At 64.6% G+C, this 26,159-nt stretch carries 27 protein-coding genes; 16 read left to right on the forward strand and 11 right to left on the reverse strand.

Going from position 1 to position 26,159, the window contains the following annotated elements; genetic code table 11:
• Position 1: 1 nt before the first annotated feature.
• Entirely contained in the window at positions 2 to 688 is a 687-nt protein-coding gene (locus tag DEH80_RS09795) for a PspA/IM30 family protein (protein WP_109720307.1), read from the reverse strand.
• Positions 685 to 1,203 carry a hypothetical protein gene (locus DEH80_RS09800; RefSeq protein ID WP_109720308.1) on the reverse strand — a complete coding sequence of 173 codons (519 nt, stop codon included), beginning with the start codon at positions 1,201 to 1,203 and terminating at the stop codon, positions 685 to 687. Before DEH80_RS09800 ends, DEH80_RS09795 begins: the two co-directional genes overlap by 4 nt.
• A 164-nt stretch (positions 1,204 to 1,367) precedes the next feature.
• Here DEH80_RS09800 and DEH80_RS09805 point away from each other — a divergent pair, with 164 nt between their 5' ends.
• The 7 genes from DEH80_RS09805 (at position 1,368) to DEH80_RS09835 (ending at position 10,452) form a co-directional block, all read left to right on the forward strand.
• Positions 1,368 to 3,188, forward strand: a complete 1,821-nt coding sequence (locus tag DEH80_RS09805) for a long-chain-acyl-CoA synthetase (RefSeq protein WP_109720309.1) — start codon at positions 1,368 to 1,370, stop codon at positions 3,186 to 3,188.
• Positions 3,185 to 4,540, forward strand: coding sequence for a WS/DGAT/MGAT family O-acyltransferase (locus tag DEH80_RS09810; RefSeq protein WP_109720310.1), 1,356 nt, complete (start codon positions 3,185 to 3,187; stop codon positions 4,538 to 4,540). Before DEH80_RS09805 ends, DEH80_RS09810 begins: the two co-directional genes overlap by 4 nt.
• Positions 4,541 to 4,705: 165 nt before the next feature.
• Complete coding sequence (locus DEH80_RS09815) at positions 4,706 to 6,754, forward strand: M13 family metallopeptidase (protein ID WP_243412783.1); 2,049 nt, start codon at positions 4,706 to 4,708, stop codon at positions 6,752 to 6,754.
• 123 nt (positions 6,755 to 6,877) lie between these two features.
• Positions 6,878 to 7,966 carry an alpha/beta fold hydrolase gene (locus DEH80_RS09820; RefSeq protein WP_109720311.1) on the forward strand — a complete coding sequence of 363 codons (1,089 nt, stop codon included), beginning with the start codon at positions 6,878 to 6,880 and terminating at the stop codon, positions 7,964 to 7,966.
• Between the two features lie 67 nt (positions 7,967 to 8,033).
• Positions 8,034 to 8,744 (forward strand): 5-oxoprolinase subunit PxpA, encoded by a 711-nt coding sequence (pxpA, locus tag DEH80_RS09825; protein WP_109720312.1) that lies wholly within the window; start codon positions 8,034 to 8,036, stop codon positions 8,742 to 8,744.
• A complete protein-coding gene (pxpB, locus tag DEH80_RS09830; protein ID WP_109720313.1) occupies positions 8,741 to 9,496 on the forward strand; it encodes a 5-oxoprolinase subunit PxpB in 756 nt (251 codons plus the stop codon). Before pxpA ends, pxpB begins: the two co-directional genes overlap by 4 nt.
• Positions 9,493 to 10,452, forward strand: coding sequence for a 5-oxoprolinase subunit C family protein (locus DEH80_RS09835; RefSeq protein ID WP_109720314.1), 960 nt, complete (start codon positions 9,493 to 9,495; stop codon positions 10,450 to 10,452). Before pxpB ends, DEH80_RS09835 begins: the two co-directional genes overlap by 4 nt.
• Before the next feature lie 25 nt (positions 10,453 to 10,477).
• Here DEH80_RS09835 and DEH80_RS09840 read toward each other — a convergent pair whose 3' ends face one another.
• From DEH80_RS09840 to aceE, 4 genes are read right to left on the reverse strand one after another with little or no spacing between them, the layout of a single operon-like run.
• Positions 10,478 to 11,110 (reverse strand): arylesterase, encoded by a 633-nt coding sequence (locus tag DEH80_RS09840; RefSeq protein ID WP_109720315.1) that lies wholly within the window; start codon positions 11,108 to 11,110, stop codon positions 10,478 to 10,480.
• A 2-nt stretch (positions 11,111 to 11,112) separates the two neighbouring features.
• Positions 11,113 to 11,601 carry a paraquat-inducible protein A gene (locus tag DEH80_RS09845; RefSeq protein ID WP_165831400.1) on the reverse strand — a complete coding sequence of 163 codons (489 nt, stop codon included), beginning with the start codon at positions 11,599 to 11,601 and terminating at the stop codon, positions 11,113 to 11,115.
• Between the two features lie 22 nt (positions 11,602 to 11,623).
• A complete protein-coding gene (gene aceF / locus DEH80_RS09850) occupies positions 11,624 to 13,333 on the reverse strand; it encodes a dihydrolipoyllysine-residue acetyltransferase (protein WP_109720317.1) in 1,710 nt (569 codons plus the stop codon).
• Positions 13,330 to 16,020, reverse strand: a complete 2,691-nt coding sequence (aceE, locus tag DEH80_RS09855) for a pyruvate dehydrogenase (acetyl-transferring), homodimeric type (RefSeq protein ID WP_330408664.1) — start codon at positions 16,018 to 16,020, stop codon at positions 13,330 to 13,332. Before aceE ends, aceF begins: the two co-directional genes overlap by 4 nt.
• Before the next feature lie 50 nt (positions 16,021 to 16,070).
• On the opposite strand from aceE, the gene DEH80_RS09860 reads away from it, so the two are divergent.
• Positions 16,071 to 17,114: an amidoligase family protein gene (locus tag DEH80_RS09860; protein WP_109720318.1), complete on the forward strand. Its 1,044-nt coding sequence runs from the start codon at positions 16,071 to 16,073 to the stop codon at positions 17,112 to 17,114.
• The gene (locus DEH80_RS09865; protein WP_243412784.1) at positions 17,093 to 17,827 is read left to right on the forward strand and encodes a gamma-glutamyl-gamma-aminobutyrate hydrolase family protein; all 735 of its coding nucleotides are present in this window, start codon (positions 17,093 to 17,095) and stop codon (positions 17,825 to 17,827) included. Before DEH80_RS09860 ends, DEH80_RS09865 begins: the two co-directional genes overlap by 22 nt.
• Before the next feature lie 63 nt (positions 17,828 to 17,890).
• Here DEH80_RS09865 and DEH80_RS09870 read toward each other — a convergent pair whose 3' ends face one another.
• From DEH80_RS09870 to DEH80_RS09890, 5 genes are all read right to left on the reverse strand, one after another.
• A complete protein-coding gene (locus DEH80_RS09870) occupies positions 17,891 to 19,582 on the reverse strand; it encodes an astroprincin family protein (protein ID WP_109720320.1) in 1,692 nt (563 codons plus the stop codon).
• 182 nt (positions 19,583 to 19,764) lie between these two features.
• Positions 19,765 to 20,277, reverse strand: coding sequence for a GNAT family N-acetyltransferase (locus tag DEH80_RS09875; protein WP_109720321.1), 513 nt, complete (start codon positions 20,275 to 20,277; stop codon positions 19,765 to 19,767).
• On the reverse strand, positions 20,274 to 20,783 hold the full coding sequence (locus tag DEH80_RS09880) for an NUDIX domain-containing protein (protein WP_109720322.1): 510 nt from the start codon (positions 20,781 to 20,783) through the stop codon (positions 20,274 to 20,276). The genes DEH80_RS09875 and DEH80_RS09880 overlap by 4 nt, the downstream gene beginning before the upstream one ends.
• A 130-nt stretch (positions 20,784 to 20,913) precedes the next feature.
• Positions 20,914 to 21,498, reverse strand: coding sequence for a transcriptional repressor LexA (gene lexA / locus DEH80_RS09885; RefSeq protein WP_109720323.1), 585 nt, complete (start codon positions 21,496 to 21,498; stop codon positions 20,914 to 20,916).
• Between the two features lie 9 nt (positions 21,499 to 21,507).
• The gene (locus DEH80_RS09890; RefSeq protein ID WP_109720324.1) at positions 21,508 to 21,987 is read right to left on the reverse strand and encodes a free L-methionine (R)-S-oxide reductase MsrC; all 480 of its coding nucleotides are present in this window, start codon (positions 21,985 to 21,987) and stop codon (positions 21,508 to 21,510) included.
• A 161-nt stretch (positions 21,988 to 22,148) separates the two neighbouring features.
• Between DEH80_RS09890 and DEH80_RS09895 the strand changes: the two genes are divergently transcribed.
• From DEH80_RS09895 to DEH80_RS09925, 7 genes are all read left to right on the forward strand, one after another.
• On the forward strand, positions 22,149 to 22,769 hold the full coding sequence (locus DEH80_RS09895; RefSeq protein ID WP_165831401.1) for a GAF domain-containing protein: 621 nt from the start codon (positions 22,149 to 22,151) through the stop codon (positions 22,767 to 22,769).
• A complete protein-coding gene (locus tag DEH80_RS09900) occupies positions 22,766 to 23,221 on the forward strand; it encodes an HIT family protein (RefSeq protein ID WP_165831402.1) in 456 nt (151 codons plus the stop codon). The genes DEH80_RS09895 and DEH80_RS09900 overlap by 4 nt, the downstream gene beginning before the upstream one ends.
• A complete protein-coding gene (locus DEH80_RS09905) occupies positions 23,214 to 23,939 on the forward strand; it encodes an MBL fold metallo-hydrolase (RefSeq protein WP_207774550.1) in 726 nt (241 codons plus the stop codon). The genes DEH80_RS09900 and DEH80_RS09905 overlap by 8 nt, the downstream gene beginning before the upstream one ends.
• Before the next feature lie 34 nt (positions 23,940 to 23,973).
• Entirely contained in the window at positions 23,974 to 24,957 is a 984-nt protein-coding gene (locus tag DEH80_RS09910; protein WP_165831403.1) for a peptidoglycan-binding domain-containing protein, read from the forward strand.
• A gap of 12 nt (positions 24,958 to 24,969) precedes the next feature.
• On the forward strand, positions 24,970 to 25,248 hold the full coding sequence (locus DEH80_RS09915; RefSeq protein WP_207774551.1) for a CBU_0592 family membrane protein: 279 nt from the start codon (positions 24,970 to 24,972) through the stop codon (positions 25,246 to 25,248).
• Positions 25,245 to 25,679, forward strand: coding sequence for a rhodanese-like domain-containing protein (locus DEH80_RS09920; RefSeq protein WP_109720330.1), 435 nt, complete (start codon positions 25,245 to 25,247; stop codon positions 25,677 to 25,679). Before DEH80_RS09915 ends, DEH80_RS09920 begins: the two co-directional genes overlap by 4 nt.
• 104 nt (positions 25,680 to 25,783) lie before the next feature.
• On the forward strand, positions 25,784 to 26,155 hold the full coding sequence (locus DEH80_RS09925) for a rhodanese-like domain-containing protein (protein ID WP_207774552.1): 372 nt from the start codon (positions 25,784 to 25,786) through the stop codon (positions 26,153 to 26,155).
• Positions 26,156 to 26,159: the final 4 nt, after the last annotated feature.

A 26,159-nucleotide genomic window follows, 5' to 3' on the forward strand; every position in this document is an offset into this window, starting at 1 on the left:
CTTAACCCTGACGCTGCGCCTTGAGTGCAGCGAGGCGCGCCTGCACCCGATTTTCGTGTGCCAGATTATCCAGTTCATCAAGCGCCGCGGCACGCTTGCCATCCGTCGCGCCCACCCCTGACAAGCCGGTCTGCCGTTCCAGAACACGATCAAAGGCCGAGGTCGCCTGTTCAGCAGCATTCTCGCGCTCCGCCTGATTGACGACGCCCGCAGCTGCACCATCGACACCCGGACTGGCTGCAGCCGCACGGCTAGTGCGAAACGCCTTCAGTTCGCTACGCATTTCGCGCTTCTTCGATTGCAAGGCTCGGATGTAACCTTCAATTTTTTCCGACTGCATGCGCAGGTCCGACATGCGCTCCGCCAGCACGGGCACCTGGTCCTCGATACTCAGCGACTCTTCGATAGCGGCAGTCGCTAGATCATCGCGGCCGCTTTCGATAGCGATCTCCGCCTTCTCTCGCAGAGACTCCAGCTTGTTCGACTCTTCGGCATGACGACGCGTTGCGAGGTGCAGGTTGGCCGATACCCCTCCCAGCTCGAGACGAGCATCTGCAATCACGCTGTCGATTTCGCGGATTGCTTGCTCCATCACGGCCTCTGGCGCCTGCCCTTCCACGGCATCCACCAGCGCGTTGAGTCCTCCACTCACAATTCGCCCCACCCGGGCGGCAAGAGATTCGCTCATGACCTTTCCTCTCCGTTAGTTACATCTGACGCAATCGATGCCAGTTTGGCCAATCCGGCCATTCTCCCGCGCATGGACTGCTCAAGCCCAGTCGGATCATAGGTGCTGGCGTAGTTGCTGACAGCCTGCTGCAACAACACTTCCGCCATGCTCATCAACCGCTTCGCAAGACCCATCTCAAGTTTGCGCAGTTGCTCGGCAGGCCGAGCCTCGCTGGACACGGCGGTACTGATGGCAAACGCGAAGCTGTCGCTCATCAGATTCATTGCACGCGCCACCAGCTCGGAATGCTGATCAGCGGCATCCTCGAGCACCTTGATCTCCGCATCCGCACGTGACGCAAAGCCACCGAACAACCGCATGGCGGCAGGGTAGTCCCCAAATCCCTCCCGCATCTGGCGGGCCTCGGCCATTAGCTTCCGGATGAGATCGGCATTGGTTTCGTCCGGCCTTCGATCCATGCCGGCCAGAAACTGCAGCATGTCGTCGTCGAGTCTGACCGAGGTGGGTGTCATTGAACTACGCTCGTATTCGTTTCAACTACGACTGTAGTCCGCTCGCCCTGGCCGCGCAAGCGTTCGCGTCCACAGCCAGGCGTCCCGTCCACCGAATCCACTGCTAACCTGCAACTACGAGATGTCGGCAAATAACCGGACACGACCATGAGTGAGAGACGACTATGACCGAACAAAAACGCGTCGGCCTCGGCGATATTGCCCGCGGGATGGTGCGCTGCGTGCCCGACACGCCATCCATCGCACGTGGGCTTTATCAGCTGGTGACGATTCGCCCGGGCAGCCAACATTCGATTGGCCGGGTCATCGAACACTGGGCCAACAAAACACCCAACGCACCGGCACTGCGTTTCGAGGGCCGCACCTGGTCGTACGGCGAGTTCAATGCCTGGGTGAATCGAATTGCCGCCGCGCTGGCTGCCGATGGTGTGACCGCCGGACAAACCGTTGCGGTGCTGATGGAAAACCGCCCCGAGGCGCTGGCCTGTGTTGCGGCGGCGCTCAAACTGGGCGCGGTGGCCGGCCTGCTCAATCACAATCAGCGTGGCGAGGTCCTACGCCACAGCATCGACCTGATCACGCCCAGCGCCATCATCATCAGCGCCGAGTGTGCCGAGACGATGGCATCGGCAGAGCTGGGGCCCGATTCGGCGAGCGACTGCCGCTGGTATTGGCACGGCGGCGACGACGCACAGCCTGCCCCGGACGGCTGGCAGGACATCGACCGGCTGGCCGGACGCCAGACCAGCCGCAACCCGGCGAGCACAGGAGCCGTGCAGGCCGACCAGCCCTGCTTCTACATCTTCACCTCGGGCACGACAGGGCTGCCCAAGGCATCAGTGATGACGCATTACCGCTGGCTGTCGGCCATGGGCGGAGTCGGCAATGCCACGCTGCGCCTGCATCGCGACGATGTGTTCTACGTCTGCTTGCCGCTGTACCACAACAACGCGCTCACGGTGTCCTGGAGCAGCGTGCTCGCCGCCGGCGCCTGCCTGGCACTGGACCGTAAATTCAGCGCCAGCCGGTTCTGGGACCGGATTCGCGATAACGGAGCCACCGCGTTCTGCTACATCGGCGAGCTGCTGCGCTATCTGTTAAACCAGCCGCCATCCGCAAGAGACCGTGACCACGCCGTGCGCCTGATTACCGGGAACGGACTCCGCCCCGAGATCTGGGCCGACTTCGAGCAGCGCTTTGGCATTGAGCGCATCTACGAGTTCTACGGCGCCAGCGAATCCAATATCGCGTTCATCAATGCATTTGGCGTCGACCGGACGGCGGGGTTTACGCCCATGGCCTTTGCGGTGGTGGCCTACGATACCGAAGCCGATGCACCGATCCGCCAGGGCAAGCGCCAGCGCATGCAACGCGTGGGCACGGGCGAGGTTGGCCTGCTGATCAGCAAGATCACCAAGCGCCGGCCCTTCGATGGCTATACCGACCCCAAGGCCAGCGAGCGCAAGCTGCTGCGCGATGTGTTCCGCAAGGGAGACTGCTGGTTGAATACCGGCGACCTGGTCCGGCGCCAGGGCCTGCGCCACATCCAATTCGTGGACCGCACCGGCGACACCTTCCGCTGGAAGGGCGAGAATGTGGCCACCGGCGAGGTCGAAGGTGTCCTCGCCAAGACACCGGGGGTCGAGCACGGCGTGGTCTACGGGGTGCAGGTCGCTGGCCATGACGGGCGCGCCGGCATGGCCGCCCTGACGCTGACGCCGGACACCCCGTTCGATGGTCAGGCGCTGGCCCGGCACCTGCTACAGGCCTTGCCCGCCTATGCCGTCCCGGTCTTCATCCGCCTGCGGGACGAGCAGGACACCACCGGCACGTTCAAGTACCGCAAGGTCGATCTGAAAGCCCAGGGCTTTGATCCGACCACGCTGCCCGACCCGGTCTACGTGCTACTGGATGCCGACTCGGGCTACCAGCGGCTCACCGAGCAGCTGGCGCAGGCCATCGTCAGCGGGGAGCAACGCCTGTGACACCCGTCAACCCGATGGACCTGGGCTTTCTGCTGCTGGAGCGGCGCAACCAGCCCATGCATGTAGGCGGCTTGATCCTGGCGCGCCCACCAGCCGATGCCGGCCCCGACTACGCGCAGACACTGCTTCGCGACATGCTCGCCTACCAGCAACCGGAGGCGCCGTTCAACCAACGCCTGCACCGCCGTGCCGGGGTCTGGTGCTGGACACGCGACGAGGAGTTCGACCTGGACTCGCATGTCTACCATTTGTCGCTGCCCGAACCCGGTCGCATCCGCGAACTGCTGGCCCTGGTCTCCAAACTGCACTCGGCGTTGCTGGATCGCAGCAAGCCCCTGTGGGAGGCCTATGTCATCGAGGGCGTGCAGGATGGGCGCATTGCCCTGTACATCAAGGTGCACCATGCGCTGGTCGACGGCGTGGCCGCGATGAAGCTGATGCAGCGCGTCACCTCAACCGACCCTGCTGCGACCGTGGTCGCACCCTGGGCGGTGCCGCCACGCATCCGGGACGCTGCGACACCGGAACGCAGCACCACCGCGCTCACTGCCCTTGCCGACGCGGCCTCGCAGTTCAGGCGCCACGCCGGCTCTGCCAAGACCGTGGCCACGGAAGTGTTGCGGTCCATCCGGGCGCGCAAGACCGACCCGGACTATGTCTCGGTGTTCCAGGCCCCCCGCAGCCTGTTCAACCAACGCATCTCGGGCAGTCGCCGGTTTGCTGCGCAGTCCTACGCCATGGCGAGAATTCGCGACGCCGCCGACCGCCACCAGGCCACGATTAATGACATCGTGCTCGCGATGTGCGGTTCGGCGCTGCGACGCTATCTGCTGGACCTGGGCGAGCTGCCGGACAAACCGCTGGTCGCGATGGTGCCGGTGTCCATGCGCCGCGATGACTCCGAGGGCGGCAACCAGGTCGCCATGATTCTCGCCAACCTGGCGACACACCTGGACGACCCCCTCGAGCGCCTGGATACGACGGTGCGCTCGGTCAACCAGAGCAAGCAGCGATTTTCCCGCTTGAGTCAGGGCGAAATCCTCGCGTACATGACCACCGTCATGGCGGCCCACGGCGCCAATATGGCCCTGGGGATTAATCCGGGCTGGCAGGCGTTCAATGTCATCATTTCCAACGTGCCGGGACCGCCCGAGCCGCTGTACTGGAACGGCGCGGCGGTCGAAGGGGTTTATCCGGTGTCCATTCCCATCGACGGCGCGGCGCTGAATATCACCCTCAACAGCTACGCCGACAGCCTGGAATTCGGCCTGATTGGCTGCCGACGCACACTGCCGCATATGCAGCGTTTGCTGGGCTATCTGGACGACGGTTTGAGCACGCTTGGCGCCTGAGTACGCCCTGGTTTCGACCGGCAGGCTTGCGACCGCTTGAACTTGTCACGCATCCTGCTTTCCAAGCAGCACGGCGCGCATCGACGCGCCGTGTGGGGTTTTCTGGCCCGCAGGGGGACTTGCAGACGCTGCTCGTCTGCGCGGGTGACATCAAGAGAGTTATCAGTGATTAAACACGTACTGCTAGGCGGTGCCGTCATCGGCATGTCCGCCTGTTCGCATTTTCAGGCGGTGGAAACCGCCGAATCACCGCAGCCGCAGGCACCATTGGCGTCCGGCGTAATCCACGCCCATTTCGACGACTCGGTCCAGCCGCAGGAAGACTTCTACCGCTGGGTCAACGGCACCTGGCTGGAAGAAACCGAAATTCCCGCCGATCGCTCCAACTACGGCGCATTCAGCGTGCTGGACGACCGTGCCGAACAGCAGCTGCGCAGCATCATTGAAACGGCCGCCGAGACGGACGCTGCACCCGGCTCGGACACCCAGAAGATCGGCGATTTCTACACCAGCTTCATGGACGTCGAAACCGTGAACGCCCTGGGCGCAAAACCCTTGGCAGAGGAGTTCGGCCGCATCGATGCGCTGACCTCCACCGACGAGCTGCCCGCGCTGATGGCCCACCATCAGCTGGTCAACATCGGCGGCATCTACGGCGCCTACATCTGGCAGGACGCCAAGCAGTCGGACCAGTACACGGTGTACTTCGTACAGTCCGGCACCGGCCTACCCGATCGCGATTACTACCTGGAAGACACCGAAGACTTTGCCCGGATTCGCAAGGCCTATCGTGCACATATCGAAAAGATGCTGACGCTGGCCGGTATCGAGGCACCGGCGACCAAGGCCGAGGCCATCTTCGATCTCGAGACCGAGCTGGCCCGCATGCAGTGGACCAAGGTCGATAGCCGGGACATCTCCAAGACCTACAACAAGGTCACGGTCGACGAGCTGGCGAAACTGACACCGAATTTCGACTGGGCCACCTTTCTCACCGAGATGGGTATCGAGCTCGATGCCGTTGTCGTCGCCCAGCCCAGCTTTTTCGAAGCCACCAGCGATCTGATCGCCAACACAGACCTGGCCACCTGGCAGGCCTATCTCAAGTGGCAGGTCATCGATGACTACGCCCCTTACCTGTCGCAGGAATTCGTCAACGGCGACTTCGATTTCTACGGCAAGACCCTGCGCGGCACACCGGAAATCCGTCCCCGGTGGAAGCGTGGCGTGGCCGTGGTGGAAGAATCGCTGGGCGAAGTCCTGGGACGCATCTACGTCGCCGAGCACTTTCCACCCATCGCCAAGGCACGCATGGAGCGCCTGGTCGACAACCTGCTGCTGGCCTACGAGCAGTCGATCAAGGAACTGGAGTGGATGACCGATGACACCAAGGCGGAGGCGCTGAAGAAGCTGGCGACCTTCAAGCCCAAGATCGGTTACCCCGACAAGTGGAAGGACTACTCGGCGCTGGAAGTCCGTGCCGACGACCTGTTCGGCAACATGGTGCGCTCCAACCTGGTGGAATCACGCCGTGAAATCGCCAAGCTGGGTGGCCCGGTCGACCCGGACGAATGGCACATGACCCCGCAGACCGTGAACGCCTACTACAACCCGGTCGCCAATGAGATCGTTTTCCCGGCTGCCATCCTGCAGCCGCCGTTCTTCAACCTCGAAGCCGAAGACGCGATCAACTACGGTGGCATCGGTGCCGTCATCGGGCACGAAATCGGTCATGGCTTTGACGATCAGGGCTCCAAATTCGATGGCGAGGGCAACCTCAACAACTGGTGGACCGACGCCGACCGCCAGGCCTTCGATGCCCTGGGCAAGCAGCTGATCGAGCAATACAACGCCTACGAGCCGATTCCTGGGTACAAGGTCAATGGCCAGCTCACGCTGGGCGAGAACATTGGCGATCTGGGCGGCCTGAGCATCGCCTACGAGGCCTATAAGCTGGCGCTAAACGGCCGGCCGGCACCGGTGCTGGACCGCTACACCGGCGAGCAGCGGCTGTTCATCGGCTGGGCGCAGGTCTGGGCTCGCAAGTACCGGGAAGAAGCACTGATCGAACGCATCAAGTCCGATCCGCACTCCCCCAGCGAGTACCGCGCCAACGGCACACTGGAGAATGTTCCAGCCTTCCATGAGGCCTTCAACACCCGTCCCGGTGACGGCATGTGGAAGGCACCGGAAGACCGCGTGCAAATCTGGTAACCCGCCGGCAACATCCAGCAACAAGGCCGGCATCATGCCGGCCTTGTTGTATGCGCCTGCCATACAACGGCGCCCCCTGCCCACTGCGGCACCCCATTGCAGCCAGCCCGACCCGGACACCCCATGACCCGACCCGCCACCCGATTTCGCCAGGTTCAACACGGCCTTGGCAATCTGCGAGACCGCATCCGCAATCCCGCCGCCCTGATCCAATCGGAGCACACGCCGTTTCAGGTGCTGCAACGCCAAGGCATCGTCCAGCTCCGGTGGTACCCGCCACTGGATGAGGCCAAAACGCGCCACCCAACCCCGGTCGTGATCGTGCCGCCATTGGCCGTGAACATGTCGATTTACGATCTATTCCCCAACCGCAGCCTGGTCCGTCATCTGCTGGAGCAAGGATTTCCGGTTTATTTGCTGGACTGGGGCCGTCCTGGCCCGGCCGAGGATCACTGGCAGTTGGCCACCTACATCACCAAGCTGCTGCCCGATCTGCTGGCTCGGGTGCGCACCCATGCGGGCACCCGGCAGCTCAGCCTGCATGGCTGGAGTTTTGGTGGCCTGTTTGCCTATGCCTATACCGCCTGGAGCGAGGATCCGGACATCCGCAATCTGGTGCTGGTCGGCGCCCCCTGCGACTACCACAACAACGGCATCGTCGGTCGTCAGCAACAACGGATTGGCCGACTGGTCCGCCGGGTGGGGCGCATCCGCCGGCTGCGTCCCCACGCCATGCCCCCGCGCGTGTTCCGCTCGCCCGGCTGGCTCAACAGTACGATGTACAAGCTGACCAGCCCGGTGGCGAGCCTGCGCCCCCACCTGGACCTGCTGCGCCGCCTGCAGGACCGTGACCGGGTCGCGGCCCACGCCACCAACTCGGCGTTCGTGGACGACATGGTCGCCTACCCCGGCGGCGTGGTGCAGGACGTGTTGCAACACCTGTGGTGCGACAACCTGCTGGCCGCCGGCCGACTCCCCATCGCCGGCAGCGATGCCCGTCTGGATCGCATCACCGCCAGCATCTTGCTGATCGCCGGCGAGGGCGACCCGGTGGTCACGCCCCAGTCCAGCCGCAGCTTGCTAGACCTGGTCGGCAGCCAGGACACCCAGGCTCTCGGCATTCCCGGCGGTCACATGTCCATCCTCGCCGGCACGCAAACCGCCACGGACACCTGGCCGGCAATCACCCAATGGCTGGCGGCGCGCAGCTAGGCCGACCGACGCCCCGGCCCGGCGGCGATACACTTCGCGTTCTCGATCTCGACGACCAGGGCTTTGCGTGTATCTGAACTGCGATCTGGGAGAAGGCTGCGGCGATGACGCCGACTTGATGCCGCTGATCGATCAGGCCAGCGTGGCCTGCGGAGGACATGCCGGCGATGCCGAATCGATGCGTGCCACCGTGGCGCTGGCTGCCCGGCATGGGGTCATGATCGGCGCGCATCCGTCCTACCCGGACCCTGCAGGCTTCGGACGTCAGTCCATGCAAATGAGCCAGGAGGCGCTGCAAGCCACGCTGCTCGAACAGCTGCGCGGCTTACGGGACATTGCCCAAGCGGCGGGCCAGTCCGTTCGATACTGCAAACCACACGGCGCGCTGTACCACGACATGCTGGATTGCGAACCCGTGGCCGAGGTGCTGGCCGACATCGCAGCCCGGCAGGCGCTGGCTCTGGTCGTTCCCGCCGGGTCGCCGGACAGTGCCATCGCGATCGCTGCCCGCCGGGCGGACGTATTGCTGTGGACCGAAGCATTCGCCGACCGGGGCTACGGCGACGATGGCCGCCTGCTGCCGCGCTCCGAGCCCGGCGCCCTGTTAAGCGCCGAGTCGGCGGCCGCACAGGTGCGCGCGCTGCTCGAGGGCTGGCTGGTCACGGCATCCGGTCGTCGAATCGCCATGCAGGCGGACACCCTCTGTGTTCATGGCGATACGCCGCAGGCCACCCGCATCGCCCAGGCCGTGCGCCAGGCGCTCGCAGCGTCGGCATGACCGCGGCAGTGCAGCTCGCCGGGCCGATTCGCGCGGCCGGTGACGGCGGACTGATTGCCGAACTCGTGGCCGCGCCCAATCCCGGTGCGGCACAGCCGGCCATCCACCGCGATCCCACACCCGCCGCTGTCCGCGCCGCGACCCACGCAGTCGCCGACGAGCTAACCGCCGCACTGGGCCGCGGCTTGATTGACCTGGTGCCTTCGAGCAACCGGCTGCTGGTGTTGTTCGACCCCGGTTCCGCCGCCCCAGCGACCGTGCGCCGGCTGCTGCGCGAGGCACTGGCCCCACCATTGGCGTGTATCGACGACACGGCACAAACCGTGACCCTGCCGGTGTACTACGGACCCGAAGTCGCCTGGGATTTAAGCGCTGTCGCGGCGGCGGCCGGGGTGACGCGGGAAACCGTCATCGACTGGCACAGCCAGGCCGACTACACCGTCCGGGCCATTGGCTTCGCGCCCGGCTTCGCCTATCTGGGCGGGCTGGACAGCCGACTGGCCCGGCCCCGACGCGCGACGCCGCGAGTGCGGGTACCAGCCGGCGCGGTGGCCATTGCCGAGCACCAGACCGCCATCTACCCGGCCGAGTCGCCCGGCGGCTGGCACGTACTGGGCCGGTGCCCGGTGGTCTTGTTTGACCCCGAGCGCAAGCCGCCCCTGCCATACGCGTTGGGCGACAAAGTGCGGTTCGAGCCCATCGATCGCGACCGCTTTCTGGCCCTGGGCGGCCAGATCGGTACCGGCGCATGAACGGCCTGCTCATCCGCGCCGCAGGCCCCCGGTCGCTCATCCAGGACCGGGGTCGCTTTGGCCACCACGGGCTGGGCATCACCACAGGCGGACCGCTGGACTGGATCGCATTGGATTGGGCCAATCGCCTGCTCGGCAACGCGGCCGATGCTGCAGCAGTCGAGATCACGCTGGGCCCGCTGGAATTGGAGGCCATGATCCCCACCACGCTGGTGGTCACCGGACCGGCCACGCTCAGCATCAACAATCGGACCCAACCGGCCTGGCAAGGCCATGCGGTGAGGCCTGGCGACCGCATTGCGGTGGGCGTCAAACCAGCGGGCCTTTGCGCGTATCTGGCGCTGGCCGGCGGCGTACAAAGCCGGCCCATGCTGGGCAGCCGGGCCTCGGTGACGCGCGAGGCCCTGGGCGGCCTGCACGGCCGGGACAGCGAGCCGCTGCAAACCGGTGACTTCCTACCCGTGAGCCCGGATACCGGCACGCCGATTCACGGCCTGCCCACCGCCCATCAGCCCATCTACAGCCAGTCGGTCACCCTGCGCATGCTGCCGGGCTTTCAGTGGCGCCAGTTCGGCCGGGCTGCACGGCGCAAGTTGGCGAGCGCGCACTTCACCGTCTCTGCGCAGTCCAGCCGCATGGGCCTGCGCCTGGATGGCCCAGCCATCGCCACACCGGAGCAGACCATCGACTCGGAAGGCGTTTGTACCGGCGCGATCCAGATCACGCCTGCTGGCCAGCCCATCGTGCTGCTACCCGACCGCCAGACCATGGGCGGCTATCCCAAACCGGGAGCGGTGATCACGGCAGACTGGCCCCGGTTGGGTCAGCTGCGCCCGGGTGCGCAGCTGCGCTTCCAGCCGGTGACGGCGAGCACGGCGCGGCGCGCCCTGGCCGAAATCCTGGAACCGATGTCGGCCTTTGAAGAGGCCGGTCATCGCGCGGACACCACGGACTGAGTCCCTGCCGGGCACAGCGTGCCCGCTACCAGGCGCCGGCCTGCTCCAGCTGGGCTGCAATCTGCTCGGCAATCTGCCGATAGCCGGCCGCGTTCGGGTGGATGCGATCCGACCGCAGCCCGCTTTGCGACAGCACATCGGCCATGACATCGTCGACCAGAACCAAATCGTATTCGTCCGCCAGTGATTCGTACTGCGGCGGCGCATCCAGGCCGATGAGCGCCGGCTCCGGCACGGCGATCAGCACCAACGGCAGCCCCCGCGCCTGAATCTCTTCGATCATCGCCGCCAGATGGCTGCGCATGGTCTGCAAACTGCCCTTGCGCAGCATGTCGTTGCCGCCCAGGCAGAGCAGGACCAGATCGGGGTCGACGGCCTCCAGCACGTCCGGCAGACGTTCGCGGCCTTCGGCCGTGGTCTCGCCCGGCACGCCGGCGTTGACCACGGTCCGCTGAGCCAGACGCTCCAGCACTGCGGGATAGCTCTGGTCGCGTTTGGCACCCGTGCCATAGGTCAGGCTATCGCCAAACGCGAGAATGACCGCGTCCTCGCCCAACCAGGGCAGCGTGGGCTGCGACCGCCCGCCGCAGCCGGTCAACAACACCACCAGCAGCATCCAAACCCAGACCGACCACGCCTTGCCCTGGGACCACTCCATGCTCAGCCTGTCGTCTCGGGCCGCTTCGGGCGTAGCGTGATCACCGTCGACACCAGATTGACCAGCACAATGGACACAACGAAGTAGTAGAGGCCCGACAGCAGCTGCGCCTCGGTGATGCCGTCCAGGCGCGCACTGACAATCAAAATGGCGATGACGAATACATCGAGCATCGACCACTTGCCCAACGCGCCCAGTACGCGCATGCCGAAACCATGCGGCCGCCCCAGCTGGATCAGCACCAGCAGCCAGACGTTCTTGACCACCGGGAACAGAATGGAAAACAACATCAACACGCTGCCAAGAAACGTCTCTCCGCTGCGCAGTAGGGTCATGGTGCCGCTCCACAGCGAGATCGTGTCGGAGAAGATCCAGAACTGCTCGAAGCGGATCATGGGCTGGGTCAGGCCCGCCACGAGCAGGCCCAGGGCCACCCAAAGCAGCAGCGCCAGCGGAATGCGGTAACGCCAGCGCAGAGGCGCCGGACTCATCGGCGCCTCTGCCAGCGGCATGTCACAGCAGCACCCGCCGATAGTCCGACAGCAGCTCGGTCAGGTAGACCACGAACCGGGCCGCGGCCGCGCCGTCGATGACGCGGTGATCGTAGGACAGTGACAGGGGCATCAGGGTCCGCGGCACGAATTCGCTGCCGTTCCAGACCGGCTTCACCTCGTTGCGGGACACGCCCAGAATGGCCACCTCCGGCGAATTGACAATCGGCGTGAACGCCGTGCCGCCAATGCCCCCCAGGCTGGAGATCGAGAACACGGCGCCCTGCATGTCACCGGGCCCCAGCTTGCCATCGCGCGCCTTCTTCGCCAGTTCGGCCGTCTCGGCAGCGATCTGGATCACGCCTTTCTGGTCCACGTTCTTGACCACGGGCACGACCAGCCCATGGGGCGTGTCGGCGGCGAACCCGATATGGCGGTAATGCTTCATGACCAGCGCGTTGCCGTCGGCCGTCAGCGAACTGGCGAACTCGGGGAACCGGTCGATGGCATGGCTCACCGCCTTGATCAGCAGCGGCAACATGGTGAGCTTGGCCGCGTGCTTGTCTTTCTCGGCCTGCCGGAACGCCTCCAGGTCGGTGACGTCGGCCTCGGCAAACTGGGTGACATGCGGGATGAGCAACCAGGACTTGTGCAAGTGCTTGGATGACAGCTTGCGAATCCGCGCCAGCTCCACGGTTTCCACGTCGCCGAACTTGCTGAAGTCCACATCCGGTTGCGGTGGCAGCCCCGAACCGGCGCTGACGGCCGCCTCGCTACTGGCACTCTTCATCACGCCCTTGACGTGGCTCTGGACATCTTCCTTGAGGATGCGCCCCTTGGGACCACTGCCCTTGACGCCCTGCAGGGTGACACCCAGCTCGCGCGCAAACTTGCGCACGGCCGGCGAGGCATGGGCCGGCACGCCGCTGCGGGTGGTGGGGTCATCCCGCGAGGGTTGTTCGGTCGACGGCTTGGGTTTGGGCGCCGCAGCCGGCTGATCCTGATCAGCAGATGCCGTGCGTTGGGACGGCTGTTCCGCCTGACCGGCCTCGCTTTGCTTGGCCCCGCCGTCTTGGGCACCGCTGTCTGCAGGCTTGTCGCCGCCCGCTGCGCGCACCACGGCCACGACATCACCCTGGCGGACGGAATCACCCAAGCCCACGGCCAGTCGGACCAGGGTCCCGGCCACGGTCGAGGGGACATCCATGGTCGCCTTGTCGGATTCCAGCGTCACCAGACCCTGTTCGACCTCGACTGCATCACCCTCTGCGACCAGCACCTCGATGATCTCGACGGCATCGAAATCACCAATATCCGGCACGGTGACCTCGACCTCCTCGCCATCGGAGGCGCCGGCGTCATCGGACTGGCCCTCGCCGTCGCCGCCGGCCTCTGCGGGCTCCGACTCATCGGCGGTGGAAGCGTCGGGCGCTTCATCAGATGCATCCGTCTCGTCGGCGTCCGCATCCTGCGCGTCATCGGGTGTTTCGGCGTCCTCGGCCTCGATCTTGGCCACGGCATCACCTTCGGCCACCTTGTCGCCCACCCCGACCAGCAGCTTGCTGACCTTGCCGGCGGCCGTGGACGGTACATCCATGGTGGCCTTGTCGGACTCCAGGGAGACCAGTCCGTCCTCCACCGCCACGGTATCGCCCTCGGCGACCAGTAATTCGATGATCTCGACGGCGTCGAAATCGCCTATATCAGGAACCTTGACCGTGATCGTGCTCATACCGTCACCGGGTTGGGCTTGTCGGGATTGATGCCGAGATCCTTGATGGCCTTGGACAGCACCTTGCGCTCCAGCGTGCCGTCAGCCACCAGCGACTGCAGGGCGGCCAGCACAATCCATCGCCGATCGACCTCGAAGAAGTCTCGCAGCGCCTCGCGGGTATCGGAGCGACCAAAGCCGTCGGTGCCCAGCACCCGGTAGGTATGGGGAACCCAGGGTCGGATCAAATCCCCGTATGTCTTCATGTAGTCCGTGGCTGTCACCACCGGGGCGTCCACCTCGGCCAGTTGCCGGGTGACGAAGGGATCACGCGGCTCCTCGTCGGGATGCAGCAGGTTCCAGCGGTCGCAATCCAGGCCGTCGCGCCGCAGCTCGGTAAAGCTGGTGACACTCCAGACATCGGCAGCGACCTTGTAGGTTCCTTCCAGCATCTCGGCAGCGGCCATGGCCTCGCGGAGAATCGAACCGCAAGACAGCAGCTGTACGCGTTTCTTCTTACGGCCATCCCCGCTGCGCAGGCGGTACATCCCGCGCTTGATGCCATCCTCAACGCCCTCGGGCAGCTCGGGATGCGCGTAGTTCTCGTTTTCGCAGGTCAGGTAGTAGAAGACATCCTCACCCTCGGCAAACATGCGCCGCAGGCCGTCCTGAACAATGACGGCGATCTCGTAGCCGAATGTGGGGTCGTAGGCCCGGCAGTTGGGAATGCAATCGGCGAGCAAATGGCTGTGTCCATCCTGATGCTGCAAACCCTCGCCATTGAGCGTTGTGCGCCCGGCCGTGCCGCCGATCAGAAAACCCCGAGCCCGCATGTCGCCGGCGGCCCAGGCCAGATCCATGATGCGTTGGAAGCCGAACATCGAATAAAAGATGTAGAACGGGATCAGCGTGGTCTGGTGGTTGGCGTAGCTGGTGGCCGCGGCAATCCACGACGACATGGACCCGGCTTCGGTAATCCCTTCCTCCAGGATCTGACCGTCGGTGGACTCGCGATAAAACGCGAGCTGGTCGGCATCCTGCGGCTCGTAGAGCTGACCCACCGGCGAGTAGATGCCCAGCTGCCGGAACATGCCTTCCATGCCAAAGGTCCGCGCCTCATCGGGCACGATGGGCACGATGCGCTGACCGATCTGCTTGTCGCGGCATAGCGTCTGCAGAATGCGGACAAAGGCCATGGTGGTGGAAATCTCGCGATCCCCCGACCCCTTGGTCACCGAACTGAACGCATCCAGCCCGGGGAGTGTCAGCGACTCTTGGGCAACCCGACGTTGTGGCAGCGAGCCGCCGAGGGCTTCGCGCCGCGCCTTGAGATAGCGGATTTCCTCCGAATCCTCGTCCGGCCGGTAGAACGGCACATCCTTGATCGCATCGTCACTGATCGGAATTTGGAAGCGGTCGCGGAACTTGCGCAAGGCCTCCTCGCCCATCTTCTTCTGCTGATGGGTGATGTTCTGACCTTCACCGGCCTCGCCCATGCCATAGCCCTTGACGGTCTTGGCGAGGATGACCGTGGGCCGGCCATCGGCGTCGTTCACCGCATGGTGATAGGCCGCGTAGACCTTGTGCGGATCATGGCCGCCGCGATTCAGCCGGGCGATGTCGTCGTCCGACATGCGGGCAACCATTTCCTTCAGTTCCGGGTATTTACCGAAAAAATGCTCGCGCGTGTACGCGCCACCCTTGGACTTAAAGTTCTGGTACTCGCCATCCACCGCCTCGTTGAAGCGCTGCAGCAACTTGCCGTCGCGGTCTTGGGCGATCAGCGGATCCCAGGCCGAGCCCCAGATCACTTTGATGACATTCCAGCCCGCCCCCCGGAACGTGCCTTCCAGCTCCTGGATGATCTTGCTGTCACCACGCACCGGGCCATCCAGGCGCTGGAGGTTGCAGTTGACGACGAAAATCAGGTTGTCCAGCCCCTCGCGGGAGGCGATGTCGATGGCGCCAAGCGATTCCGGCTCATCCATCTCACCATCGCCGCAGAAGCACCAGACCTTGCGGCCCTCTGTCTTGGTCAGACCGCGGTTCTCCATGTACTTCATCAGCCGCGCCTGATAAATCGCCATGATCGGCCCCAGGCCCATGGACACGGTGGCCAGCGACCAGAAATCCGGCATCAGCCAGGCATGGGGATAGCTCGACAAGCCGCCGGGTTGGGTCTCGGTGCGGAACCGGTGGAGCTGATCCTCGCTGAGCCGACCCTCCAGAAACGCGCGGGCGTAAATGCCGGGTGCGCTGTGGCCCTGTACGTAGACCAGGTCGGCACCGGTCTCGTGATCCGGCCCCTTGAAGAAGTGGTTGAAGCCCACGTCGTAGAGCGTCGCGGCCGATCCGAAACTGGCGATATGCCCGCCAATGCCATCGTGCTCGCGGTTGGCGTGCACCACCATGGCGGTCGCATTCCAGCGAATCAGCGACCGGATCTTCCATTCCAGTGCATGGTCGCCATCACTCTTGGCTTCGCTATGCGGAGGGATGGTGTTGATGTAAGCCGTGTAGGGCGAGTGCGGAATAAACGTGCCGCCGCGCCGTGAGCGCTCCAGCAAGCTTTCCAGCAGAAAATGCGCCCGCTCGGGGCCTTCCAGCTCGATCACTGCCTCGAAGGCATCCAGCCATTCCCGCGTCTCGGTCGGGTCAGCATCGGTCTGGTCGGACAACGTGGCGTCAAAGACGCGACGATCAGTCATACGGCTCCTCCTTGGCCAGAGCTATTCGATGGTATCGACGGCATGGCACCATGGCTACCGTGATCAAGCACCTTTACCAGCGTCTGTTCAAGCCGACCCCGCCCGACTGGCTGGGACCACCCGTGCGCGAGACCGAATCGGGCAAGATTCGACGCATTGGCGTCGAGCTCGAATTCTCCGGCCTGGGCATCGAACAAATCGCCCGCACCCTGCGCGATACCGTCGGCGGTTCGATCAGCCCGATCTCGCCCTATGAGTGCGATGTCGAGGACACGCCTCACGGCACCTATCACATCGAACTGGACTCCAGTTACGTCAAACGGCTGGGCCGTGAAGACGATGACAAGCCCGATGACCAGGGCCTGTTCTCGCTGGAGCGCCTGTCCGACGAGGTGATCGGCGCCATCGCCAAGCAGATCGTGCCCTTCGAGATCGTCACGCCGCCGCTGCCCATGTCCGACCTGGAGCAGATGAACGATCTGGTGACCCGCCTGCGCGAAGCCGGCGCCCGGGGCACCCATGATTCGCCGATCTACGCCTTCGGCCTACACCTCAACCCCGAGCTGCCCGACACGCAGGCCGACACGCTGCTCGCTTACCTGCAGGCTTTTGTCTGTTTGTTCCCCTGGCTGGCCAAGGCCTCCAAGGTGGATTGGTCGCGCAGAATCACGCCTTACATCGACCGTTTCGGCAGCGATTACGCCCGGCTGATCACCGAACCGGACTACGCCCCGGACATGGATCAGCTCATCGACGACTACCTGCAGTACAACGCCACCCGCAACCGCGCACTGGACATGCTGCCCGTGTTTGCCGAGGTGGATATGGAACGGGTCAAGGCGGGCGTGGACACGCGCCTGGTCAAGCCGCGCCCGGCACTGCACTACCGCCTGCCGAACTGCCTGATTGACGAGGACGGCTGGACTCTGGAAGAGCCGTGGCGGCACTGGCTCCAGGTGGAGCACCTGGCCGTGGATCACGCCCGCCGCGACGCGGTCATGCACGCCTACCGACAACATCTGGACGATCCCGTCGCCAAGCTGTTCGATGTCTGGGCGCGCGACTGCGAACAATGGCTGACGCCCATCCCCTAACCGACATGCCTCAACCTGCACGCACAATCCGCAACCGTCATCGCCGCCCCGTCATCGGCATCACAGGACCGGATAAGCGTGTGGCCTGGGGCTGGTGGTTCGGCGCCATGGCCGTTCGCATGGCGGGCGGCACGCCGGTGCGACTGACACCCGGCCGCTCGGCCCGCATGGGGCGACTCGATGGCGTGATCATCGGCGGCGGCGATGACATTGATCCCAAGCTCTACGCGGGGGACGACCCGGGCACCGGGCATTACGACCCGGCCCGCGACCGCTTCGAGATGGCGGTCATCGAGGCGGCGCTACGCGAGGGTCTGCCCATGCTCGGCATTTGCCGAGGCGCGCAGCTGATCAACGTGGTCCATGGCGGCGACCTGATCGGCGACCTCCGCCCTGTTCGCAAGCACACCGGTAACCGGCGACTCATTCTGCCGCGCAAGACGCTGCACATTCAGCGCGGCTCGCGTCTGGCCAAGCTGACCGGGCGTCAGCAGACGCGCATCAACAGCCTTCACCACCAGGCCGTGCGCCGCCTGGGCCGCGGACTCAAGGTATCGGGCCGCGATCTCGATGGCATCGTGCAGGCCATCGAACGGCCGGGCCGGGGCTTCCTGCTCGGCACCCAATGGCACCCGGAGTACATCCCCCAACGCGGTGTTCAGCGGCGCTTGTTCCAAGCGCTGGTCCGCGAGGCAGCGCGGCGCCGGGTCTAGACCCGGCCAACGAAAAACGCCCGCACCGACAACCGGCGCGGGCGCTTGTTACGACTCCCCGGACTAGCGAATTGCGGCAGGCGCGGCGCAGTAGGGAATGCTCTCGTCCGGCGTCGCCGGGCGCTCTGGCGGCGCGGTGCTCCACACGTCGCCGGTCAGCGGCGTCACCGTGGCCGAACAGTCGGAAGCGATGGTGATGTCGAACACCGACCAGTAGTTCGTGGAACCGGCCTGCTCACCCGCCGGCGGTGTGAACACCCGGGTATTGCCGTTCACCGTCAGCTCCACACGCGCCGGTGAGCCGCTAATGCCCGGCTCCACCTCGGAGAAGTTGTCCACGAAATAGCGGTAAGTCCCGACCCGCGGCCGCACGACGGTAATCACCTCGGGTCCGAAGCTGCTGACGTCATCCACATCGAGATTGGCGAAGGGCTCGGACTCCAGGTCGCCCCGGTTGGTGTACGAAATATGGCCACCTTCCGGGCGATACAGCCAGGAATCCAGGTCGCGAGGACTCTCGCCCCAGGTCAGCTGAATCGTGAACGGCTGCTCGTTGTCGGCGCCGAAGCGCAGGCAGCTATCGGTGATATCCGCGTTGGCACTGCCGGAATTGATCACCGCGGTGTTCGTCACCGCCTGACCCGACTCGCCGCGCAGGGTCAGCTGCGACTCACGCCGGACCTGGATCCGGAACTCGCCATTGCTGTCGCTGCGTGCGCGGGAGGTACCCGTATAGTCCACGCCGGAGGATTTAATCCGCACACCCGAAACCCGCTCGCCCTGAGCATCAACAACACAACCGGTGAGCGTGATGGTTTCCAGTCGCTTGTCAGCGTTCCAGTAGCTGAAATGGGCCACCTCGCCCTGGTAGTAGCTCTCACCGTTCTCGGTGACCAGCTGGGCGGAACCCTCGCGCATCCACAGGCCGGTAGATTCGTCAAAGGCCCACAACGGAATGGTCGGATCGGGATTGGCGTTGCGGCTGCTCAGCGGAATGCGAATGGTCGCCATGGAGCCATTGCTCAAGGGCACCTCATTCCCGCTGTCATCCATGATGTTGACGGAAATCGCCCCCAGCGATTCGATCATGGTCATCTCGCCGCCATCCATGCCCATGAAATCACCCGGCATGTTGTCCGGAGACGCACCCGGGTCGACATCGGTCAACGTGACCATGACTTCGCTCGCCGTGCTGTCGATCTCGCCGGCATCGAACATCACCATGGCGGTTGAGCCGGCGATGCTGACATTGCCTCCGGCCGCCGGGTCGACCATCTCCATGGTGCCCACTGGCAGCAGCGAGGCCGAGACCATGGATGTCTGTCCCTCCAGGATGTCGACCACGCGCATGTTGGTCTCGTAGCCCGCCGCCGAGACGTCCAGCATTACGCGCTCGCCCACCGGTACATTGTTGAGCTGGTACTCGCCGTTCGCGTCGGTGGCCCCCGTCACATCACCGATCCGAACCTGCGCGGACGGAATGAGGGCACCGGTGGTGGTATCCGAGATCGTGCCGACCACCGACCCGACAGCCGTGGCCGGGTCGGTTTCGTCATCGTCTGCTGCATCACTACAGCCGGCATCGGCCAGATCGATCAGCCCATCGTTGTCATTGTCCACGCCATCTGCGCAGGCAGCGGCCATCACTGGCGGATCGTCGCCGCCGCCGTCTTCATCATCATCGCCGGATGAACAGCCACCCAGCGTCAGCGCCCCGGCGACAGCCAGGCTTAGTAAATATTGTGTCTTGGTCATGAGAACTCCCTTTGCTCCCCGAATGTATCGACGGCGCGGGAGGGGCCAATGCCTTGAGCAGTCCACCGAACCTCGCGCCAGACTTGATGGTTCAGGCTTGGCGCGGAGGAAAACGTGCAGCGGTTCACAACCCTGCTCAGGGCGTCCCCCAACTGGAGGACTAAAGCGCGAACCGCGTCGCCTCAGTCGGGTTCAGGGTGTCGCCACCGCTGGCAGGGAATCCCCTTGAGCACGGTGGTGTCCTCGATGACGGCACCAAGGCGGGCGGCCACGGCCTGCGAGGCCAGGTTGTCCGGATGGATGAAGCTCACCAGGCGCCCGCGCTTCAGCACGCGATAGGCATGATCGCGTGCCGCGCCGGCCGCCTCGGTCGCAAAGCCATGGCCCAGCTGACCGGGTGACAGCCAGTAGCCCAGCTCCAACTCGGGCCAGCGCTCGGGCATCCACAACCCCACGGACCCGACGAACACGCCCGTATCCAGCCGTTCCACGGCCCAGGGGCCGAAACCCCGCAGACACCAATGCCCGACGGTGACGGCGAACCGGCGCCAGGCTTCTTCGCGGGTACAGGACGCGCCGATGTAGCGGCAGTGCTGCTCATCGCTGAAAACAGCGGCGAAATCATCGAAGTCCCCCGGTCGCCAGCCCCGCATCCGGAGGCGGGCGGTGGCAAGCTCGGGGACCGCCGGCATCATCGGCCGGGCAGCTCCATCATCGGGGGCTCCACCCCGCGGGTCCGCAACCAGTCGCGCAGTGCCAGCCCGGTGCCGAACGGCCAGACCTTGCAGCGCTCCAGGGGCACGGCTTTCCAGTCGGATAATTCCTCACCCAGGGTGACCGTGCCCTCGGCCTCAACGTGGTAGGCGATGAGCACCTCGTTGCGCCGGATGAACTCGTACACCCCGATCAGGCCACCGATTCGCCCGTCCAGACCCAGCTCTTCCTTGACCTCCCGGAGCATGCCGTCCTCCGGCGTCTCGCCGGCTTCGAGAAAGCCGGTGATCAGACCGTACATCCAGTCGGGCCAGGCCGCGTTGCGAGCCAGAACGACCTGTCCCTGGTATTCGACCACCGCCGCCACGACGGGCGCCGGGTTATTCCAGTGGATGAAACCGCAATCGGTGTCAGGGCAGACGAGGCGGTCGATACCACCGCGTTCGGCCGTGGCCAGTTCGGATCGACATTGAGGGCAGTAGCGCATCGGCCTAGGAAAACATTGATCGATTCACCCTGCCAAGTTCACACACTCAAACCAGCCTGCGGCGAGCAGCGTCATCGATGCGGTGGTCACGGACCGCGCACGCCGCAAACGGCTGCCCGGTCGCTGCGCCCTAGTAGCTGCGAAAAACGCCGACCGCGCGACCTTCGATCGCCAGTGGCTGGGTGGCCAGATCGACCTCAATGGGCGCGAACTCGGGGTTATGTGCGATTAACCGGACTTGTCGGCCTCGTCGCTCGAACTCCTTCACCGTCACGTCTTCATCCAGCCGAGCCACGATGATCTGGCCATTGCGCGCCTCATGGCTTTTCTTCACCGCCAGCAAGTCACCATCCATGATCCCGGCATCCCGCATGCTTTCGCCGACCACCCGCAGGAAATAATCCGGCTGTTCGTTGAACAGGCCACCCTGGGTCTGGATGCGCTTTTCGACATTTTCGGCAGCCAGAATCGGCGAGCCGGCCGCCACGCGGCCAATCAACGGAATACCGGCATCCCGCAATCGAATGCCACGTGAAGTCCCTTCCACCAGATCGATGGCGCCCTTACGGGCCAGGGCACGCACGTGATCCCGGGCCGCGTTGTCTGACGAAAAGCCCATGCCCTTCGCGATTTCATGCAGCGTCGGCGGCATGGATTCAGACTCGGCAAACTGGCGGATGAAGTCGAGCACTTCGGTTTGGCGTCGTGTCAGCATGCTGTATTTTTAGACAGTTTTCACCGCAGTATCCAGGACCGCTGCCACGGCCGCAAGCACCTGCGCGTCCCGTTCACTGAAACGATCAATTGTCGGGCTGTCCAGATCGAATACCCCAACAACGTCCCCCTGATCGATCAAGGGGATCACCAGCTCGGATCGCGAATCGGGATCACAGGCAATGTGCCCCTCAAAAGCATGGACATCCGCAATGCGCTGCACCGTTGCCGTGGCGGCCGCGGTTCCGCAGACACCACGCCCCCAGGGAATCCGGATACAGGCCGGCTTGCCTTGAAAGGGACCCAGGACCAGTTCGTTGCAGACTTCATCCCGCAGGTAGAATCCCACCCAATTCACATCGTCCAGTGCATGGAAGACCAGTGCCGCGACATTGGCCAGATTGGCAATGCGGTTGGATTCGCCCGCGACCAGCGCCCGGGCCTGGGCGGGTAATTCATCAAGACTGGCGGGCAGCGTGGCATACGACATGCTTTTGTCACCTGATTCGCAAACACTGGGCGCGCAAGCATAGTCGGGAACATGCTTTACGTAACATTTCGTGGCATGGTTTGCGTTAGCGCGAGGCATACGCACGCCATCATCTTGGCAAGGAGACGCCAGTGAAAGCGCCCAGGGACCTTCCGGAGATCTTGAGTCCAGAAACGGTGAGCGCCAGCGAACAGGCATTTCGAGCCCTACGTGAGCAGTTGCGGGAACTCACCGTGCTCTGTGCCGCTATGGGCCAGGCCTTCGAGCCCCAGAGCATGGAGCGCCGTATCGTGACCAGCGCCAGCCGCATGGTGGGGGTCGACGGCTGCAGCCTGTACCGAACCCAAGGTGACCAGCTGCGTTTTCGCGTCGTCAAATCGACGCCACTGGGCCTGATGGCGGTCACCGATTTCGGTGAGGAAGGCGTGTTTGCGCCGATTGCACTGCTCGATGCCGATGGGGCGCCCTCCCGGGACACCATCGCCGCGCGTGCCATCACCGACAACGATGTCGTCAATGTTTCTGATGTGACCCGGTTACCGAATTACGATTCTTCACGCGTCGCCCAGTTCGATCAGCGCATGGGCTACGAGACACGGTCGATTCTGGCCGTTCCCGTGAGCTTCGCCGGCCACGGCCCGCTCGGCGTCATGCAATTCGTCAATGCCAAGAACGGCATTGGTAACCATGTTCCTTTTTCGACCACGCATGTGCAGCTGGCGCGTAGCCTGGCCATGCTGGTCGGCATGCTCTGGATGCAGGCGAGCCCCGATCTCTCTTGACCGTTTTTGCGCGCATTCTGGCGGGCGAGCTGCCCGCAAGCTTTGTCTGGCAGGATGACCGCTGCGCGGCGTTTCTGGACATCAACCCGGTGTCACGTGGCCATGCGCTGGTCATCCCCAAGCGCAGCGTCCAGCACCTATCCGAACTGACCACCGAAGAACTCGCACACCTGTGGCAGGTGGCCCGGGAGATCGGCAGCGCGCAGCAAGCAGGCCTCGGCAGCCTAGGACAGCATTTTCTGGTGAATGACGGCCGCGCCGCCAGCCAAAGCGTGCCGCATGTCCATATCCACGTGATCCCACGGTATCGTGGCGACTGGGTCAAAACCCTTAGCCGCATGCTGTGGCACCTGGGCACCCTGATGCTGCCGGCCATCGAGCGGCCGGCGAAGCGACGACGCCTCGATGCCACGGCCAAGGCCATCGCCGACGCCATGCCGCCCCGTGCGTGAGCTGCTCATCCTGGGCTGCGGCCACTCGGAATCGCTGACCCATTTCAACACCAACGCGGCGATTCGTGAGCGGGGCCGGTTGTTCCTCATCGATGCCGGCTGGACGATCAAGCCGGCGCTCGCGGCCCAGGGCCACGGCTTCGCCGATGTGGACGGTATTTTCATCACCCACGTCCATGGCGACCACGTGTTCGGCTTGGAGCGCATCGGCTACGAATCCCGCTTTGGTCTGAATCGCCGCATTCCGCTGCACCTGCTGCCCGCGCTCGAGGACGAGCTATGGACCCACACGCTGCAGGGCTCAATGGGCGGCAATTCCGAGGGGGCGCAGCAGCTGGGGGACTACTTTGATGTGCGCTACGTGACCGGAGAGCAGCTTCGCACACCGCAGATCAATGCGCAGCTCATCGAAACCCATCACACGCCCGGCAAGCTGTGCCGCGGCCTGTTGTTGGAGGATCGGGTGTTGTTCACCAGTGATACGCGGCCCATTCCCGGTCTGGCCGATTTGGACTTCACCATCGGCTTTCATGACGTGACCTTTCAAACCGGTAATCCGGTGCACGCTTCCTTGGAGGAGTTGCTCGATGTCTACCCGGCATCGCTACGCAAGCGGCTGTACCTGATGAGCTACGACGACCACTACGCGCAGTTCGAGGACCGGGTCAACGCAGAATTCGCTGGACTGGCGCGGCAGGGCATGACGGTTCCGCTGTAGCATGCGGGCCCGATCTGCTCCGGATACGCATCCAATGATCCGCGTTCGTCTTGTACCGCTGCTCCGCGCCAGCCTGTTCGTGCCGCTAGGCGGGGCCGCCTTCGCAGCGGGTTCCCCGTACATCCAGACTGTCGAGGAACAGTTGCAGCAACTCGGTTACGCCGTGGGCGAGATCGACGGCGTGTTCGATCAGGCACTGGAAGCCGGCCTCAATGCCTTCAAGGCCGATGCCGGCCTGCCACAAAATGGCCTGCTGGATCGGGAGACCCGGACGCTCATCGAAGCCCGCGTGCAGACACCTCACGCAAACCAACCTGATAGCACCGGAGCATCCGCCGCGAGCGCCAAACCGCCCCCCGCCGCACCGAACACCGCGACCCCAGCCCGCAGCCAGCCGGCGCAAACCATCGGGCCGGCGACGCCCCCACCAGCTAGCTCCGCTGATGCCGACCCCGACGCGGCCACCCGGTATGCCCAGGCCACCCGCAGGCCGGTCGTGTTTGGCGACCCCGCGTGGCGCGCCGAACGCCCGACGTACCGGCGCCGCATTGGCTGGATCGCGGAGGTGGCGGCCGAGTTTGGCGGCGACGAATTGGTCACCGTGACGCTGGACAATAACGAGCGCGAGGACATCACCGCCGGCGACGGGCTCTTACTCGCCGGTGGCGGCTACTGGCTGCTACGCCCCGACTTCGGGCTGCAGGGGCTGCTGGGCTACAAGCTCAACGAATCCTCGGCTGCCGATTCCGACCTCGGCGTGGAGCGCTGGACGCTGGAAGCCTCGGCCTTCACCTTTGTCGGCGAGGTGCAGCTCACCGCTGGCGTGGTCCACCATCGCGATATCGATTTTGATGGCGATGGGTTTCTCCCCGACTTTTCCTTCGACGATGCCACCGGCCTGAAACTCGACGCCGCCTGGCGTTGGTTTGCCTTGTCCTACACGCAGATCGACTACGAGGTGAACGGCTTTCGCTTCGACGCCGGCAGCATCGGCCTGCGGTTGCGCGGCGGCTTCTAACCCGGGTTGACCGTGGCTTTCGACTACGCCTGGTACGACTTTGTCGGCAATCTCGGTGTGCTGTGCATCGTCGGCAGCTATTTCGCGCTGCAAATGGACCGGCTGGACAGCCGCGGCCTAGCCTATAGCCTGATCAACGGCCTGGGCGCGCTGGCGCTAATGATTTCGCTGAGCTTCGACTTCAACCTGTCGTCGATGATCATCGAATGCTTCTGGCTGGCGATTAGCCTGATCGGACTCTGGCGCTGGTGGCAGCGCCGCCCCCCGCAAACGGAGGACAGACAAGCATGATGGCAACCCGACGACTCAGATACTGGGCCGCTCTGCTGGCTGGCTTGATCCTGTGCACGGCCTGTGGCTCGGCCTCGGATACGCCCGCGAGCGTCCAACAGCTCGGCACCCAACAGGCCGCCGATGCGATTGCCCGCGGTGTCACCACAATCGATGTGCGCAGCGAGGCGGAATGGGCCGCCGGCCATGTCGCCGGTGCCCAGCATGTGCCGGTCGACGCAATGTCCAGCACGCTACCCCAGCTCAAGCTGGACCCCGATGCACCCGTATTGCTGTATTGCGCAGCCGGTGGCCGGGCCAGCCGCGCCGCCGAAACCCTGCGGGCAGCGGGATTCTCCAGGATCTCAGTTCTCAAGCCGGGAGGATTCGACACGCTGCGGGCTGCCGGCGTGAAGACACAGCAACCCGGTGCCGGGACACCACCGAACTAACGTCCGCCGCCGTCTGCGGAACACTCCGCCGCCGCTTCGGTCGGATGCCAAGTGCGGCCGTCGCCCCGAGGGCAGGTTGCACCTGATCCGACCTGGAGGACCTGATGACCCAACCCGCCTATTCAGCCCGTGAGTTGGTGCGCCGCGCCAAAGGCTTGGCCGGCACATTAAGCCCGGAGGAGGTCGCCAAGCTGCACCGGGAAGGTGCCATCCTGATCGACGTGCGTGAACCCACGGAAACCGCCTCCGGCCAGATTCGCGGCGCCCACGCCGTGCCCCGGGGCACGCTGGAGTTCAGCATTGGCGACGTCACCGACGATCACGATGCCCGTCTCGTCACCTACTGCTCGGCGGGCAGCCGTGCCGCGCTGGCTGCCGCCACACTGAAGCAAATGGGCTATGCGGGCGCGATTGCGTCGGAAGCCGGCTTTGAGGAGCTGCGCAAGACTGGGCTACCCATCGAGCATGACGACTAGGCCG

Origin of the sequence: Abyssibacter profundi (assembly GCF_003151135.1) — a bacterium.
In the GTDB taxonomy this organism is placed as follows: domain Bacteria; phylum Pseudomonadota; class Gammaproteobacteria; order Nevskiales; family OUC007; genus Abyssibacter; species Abyssibacter profundi.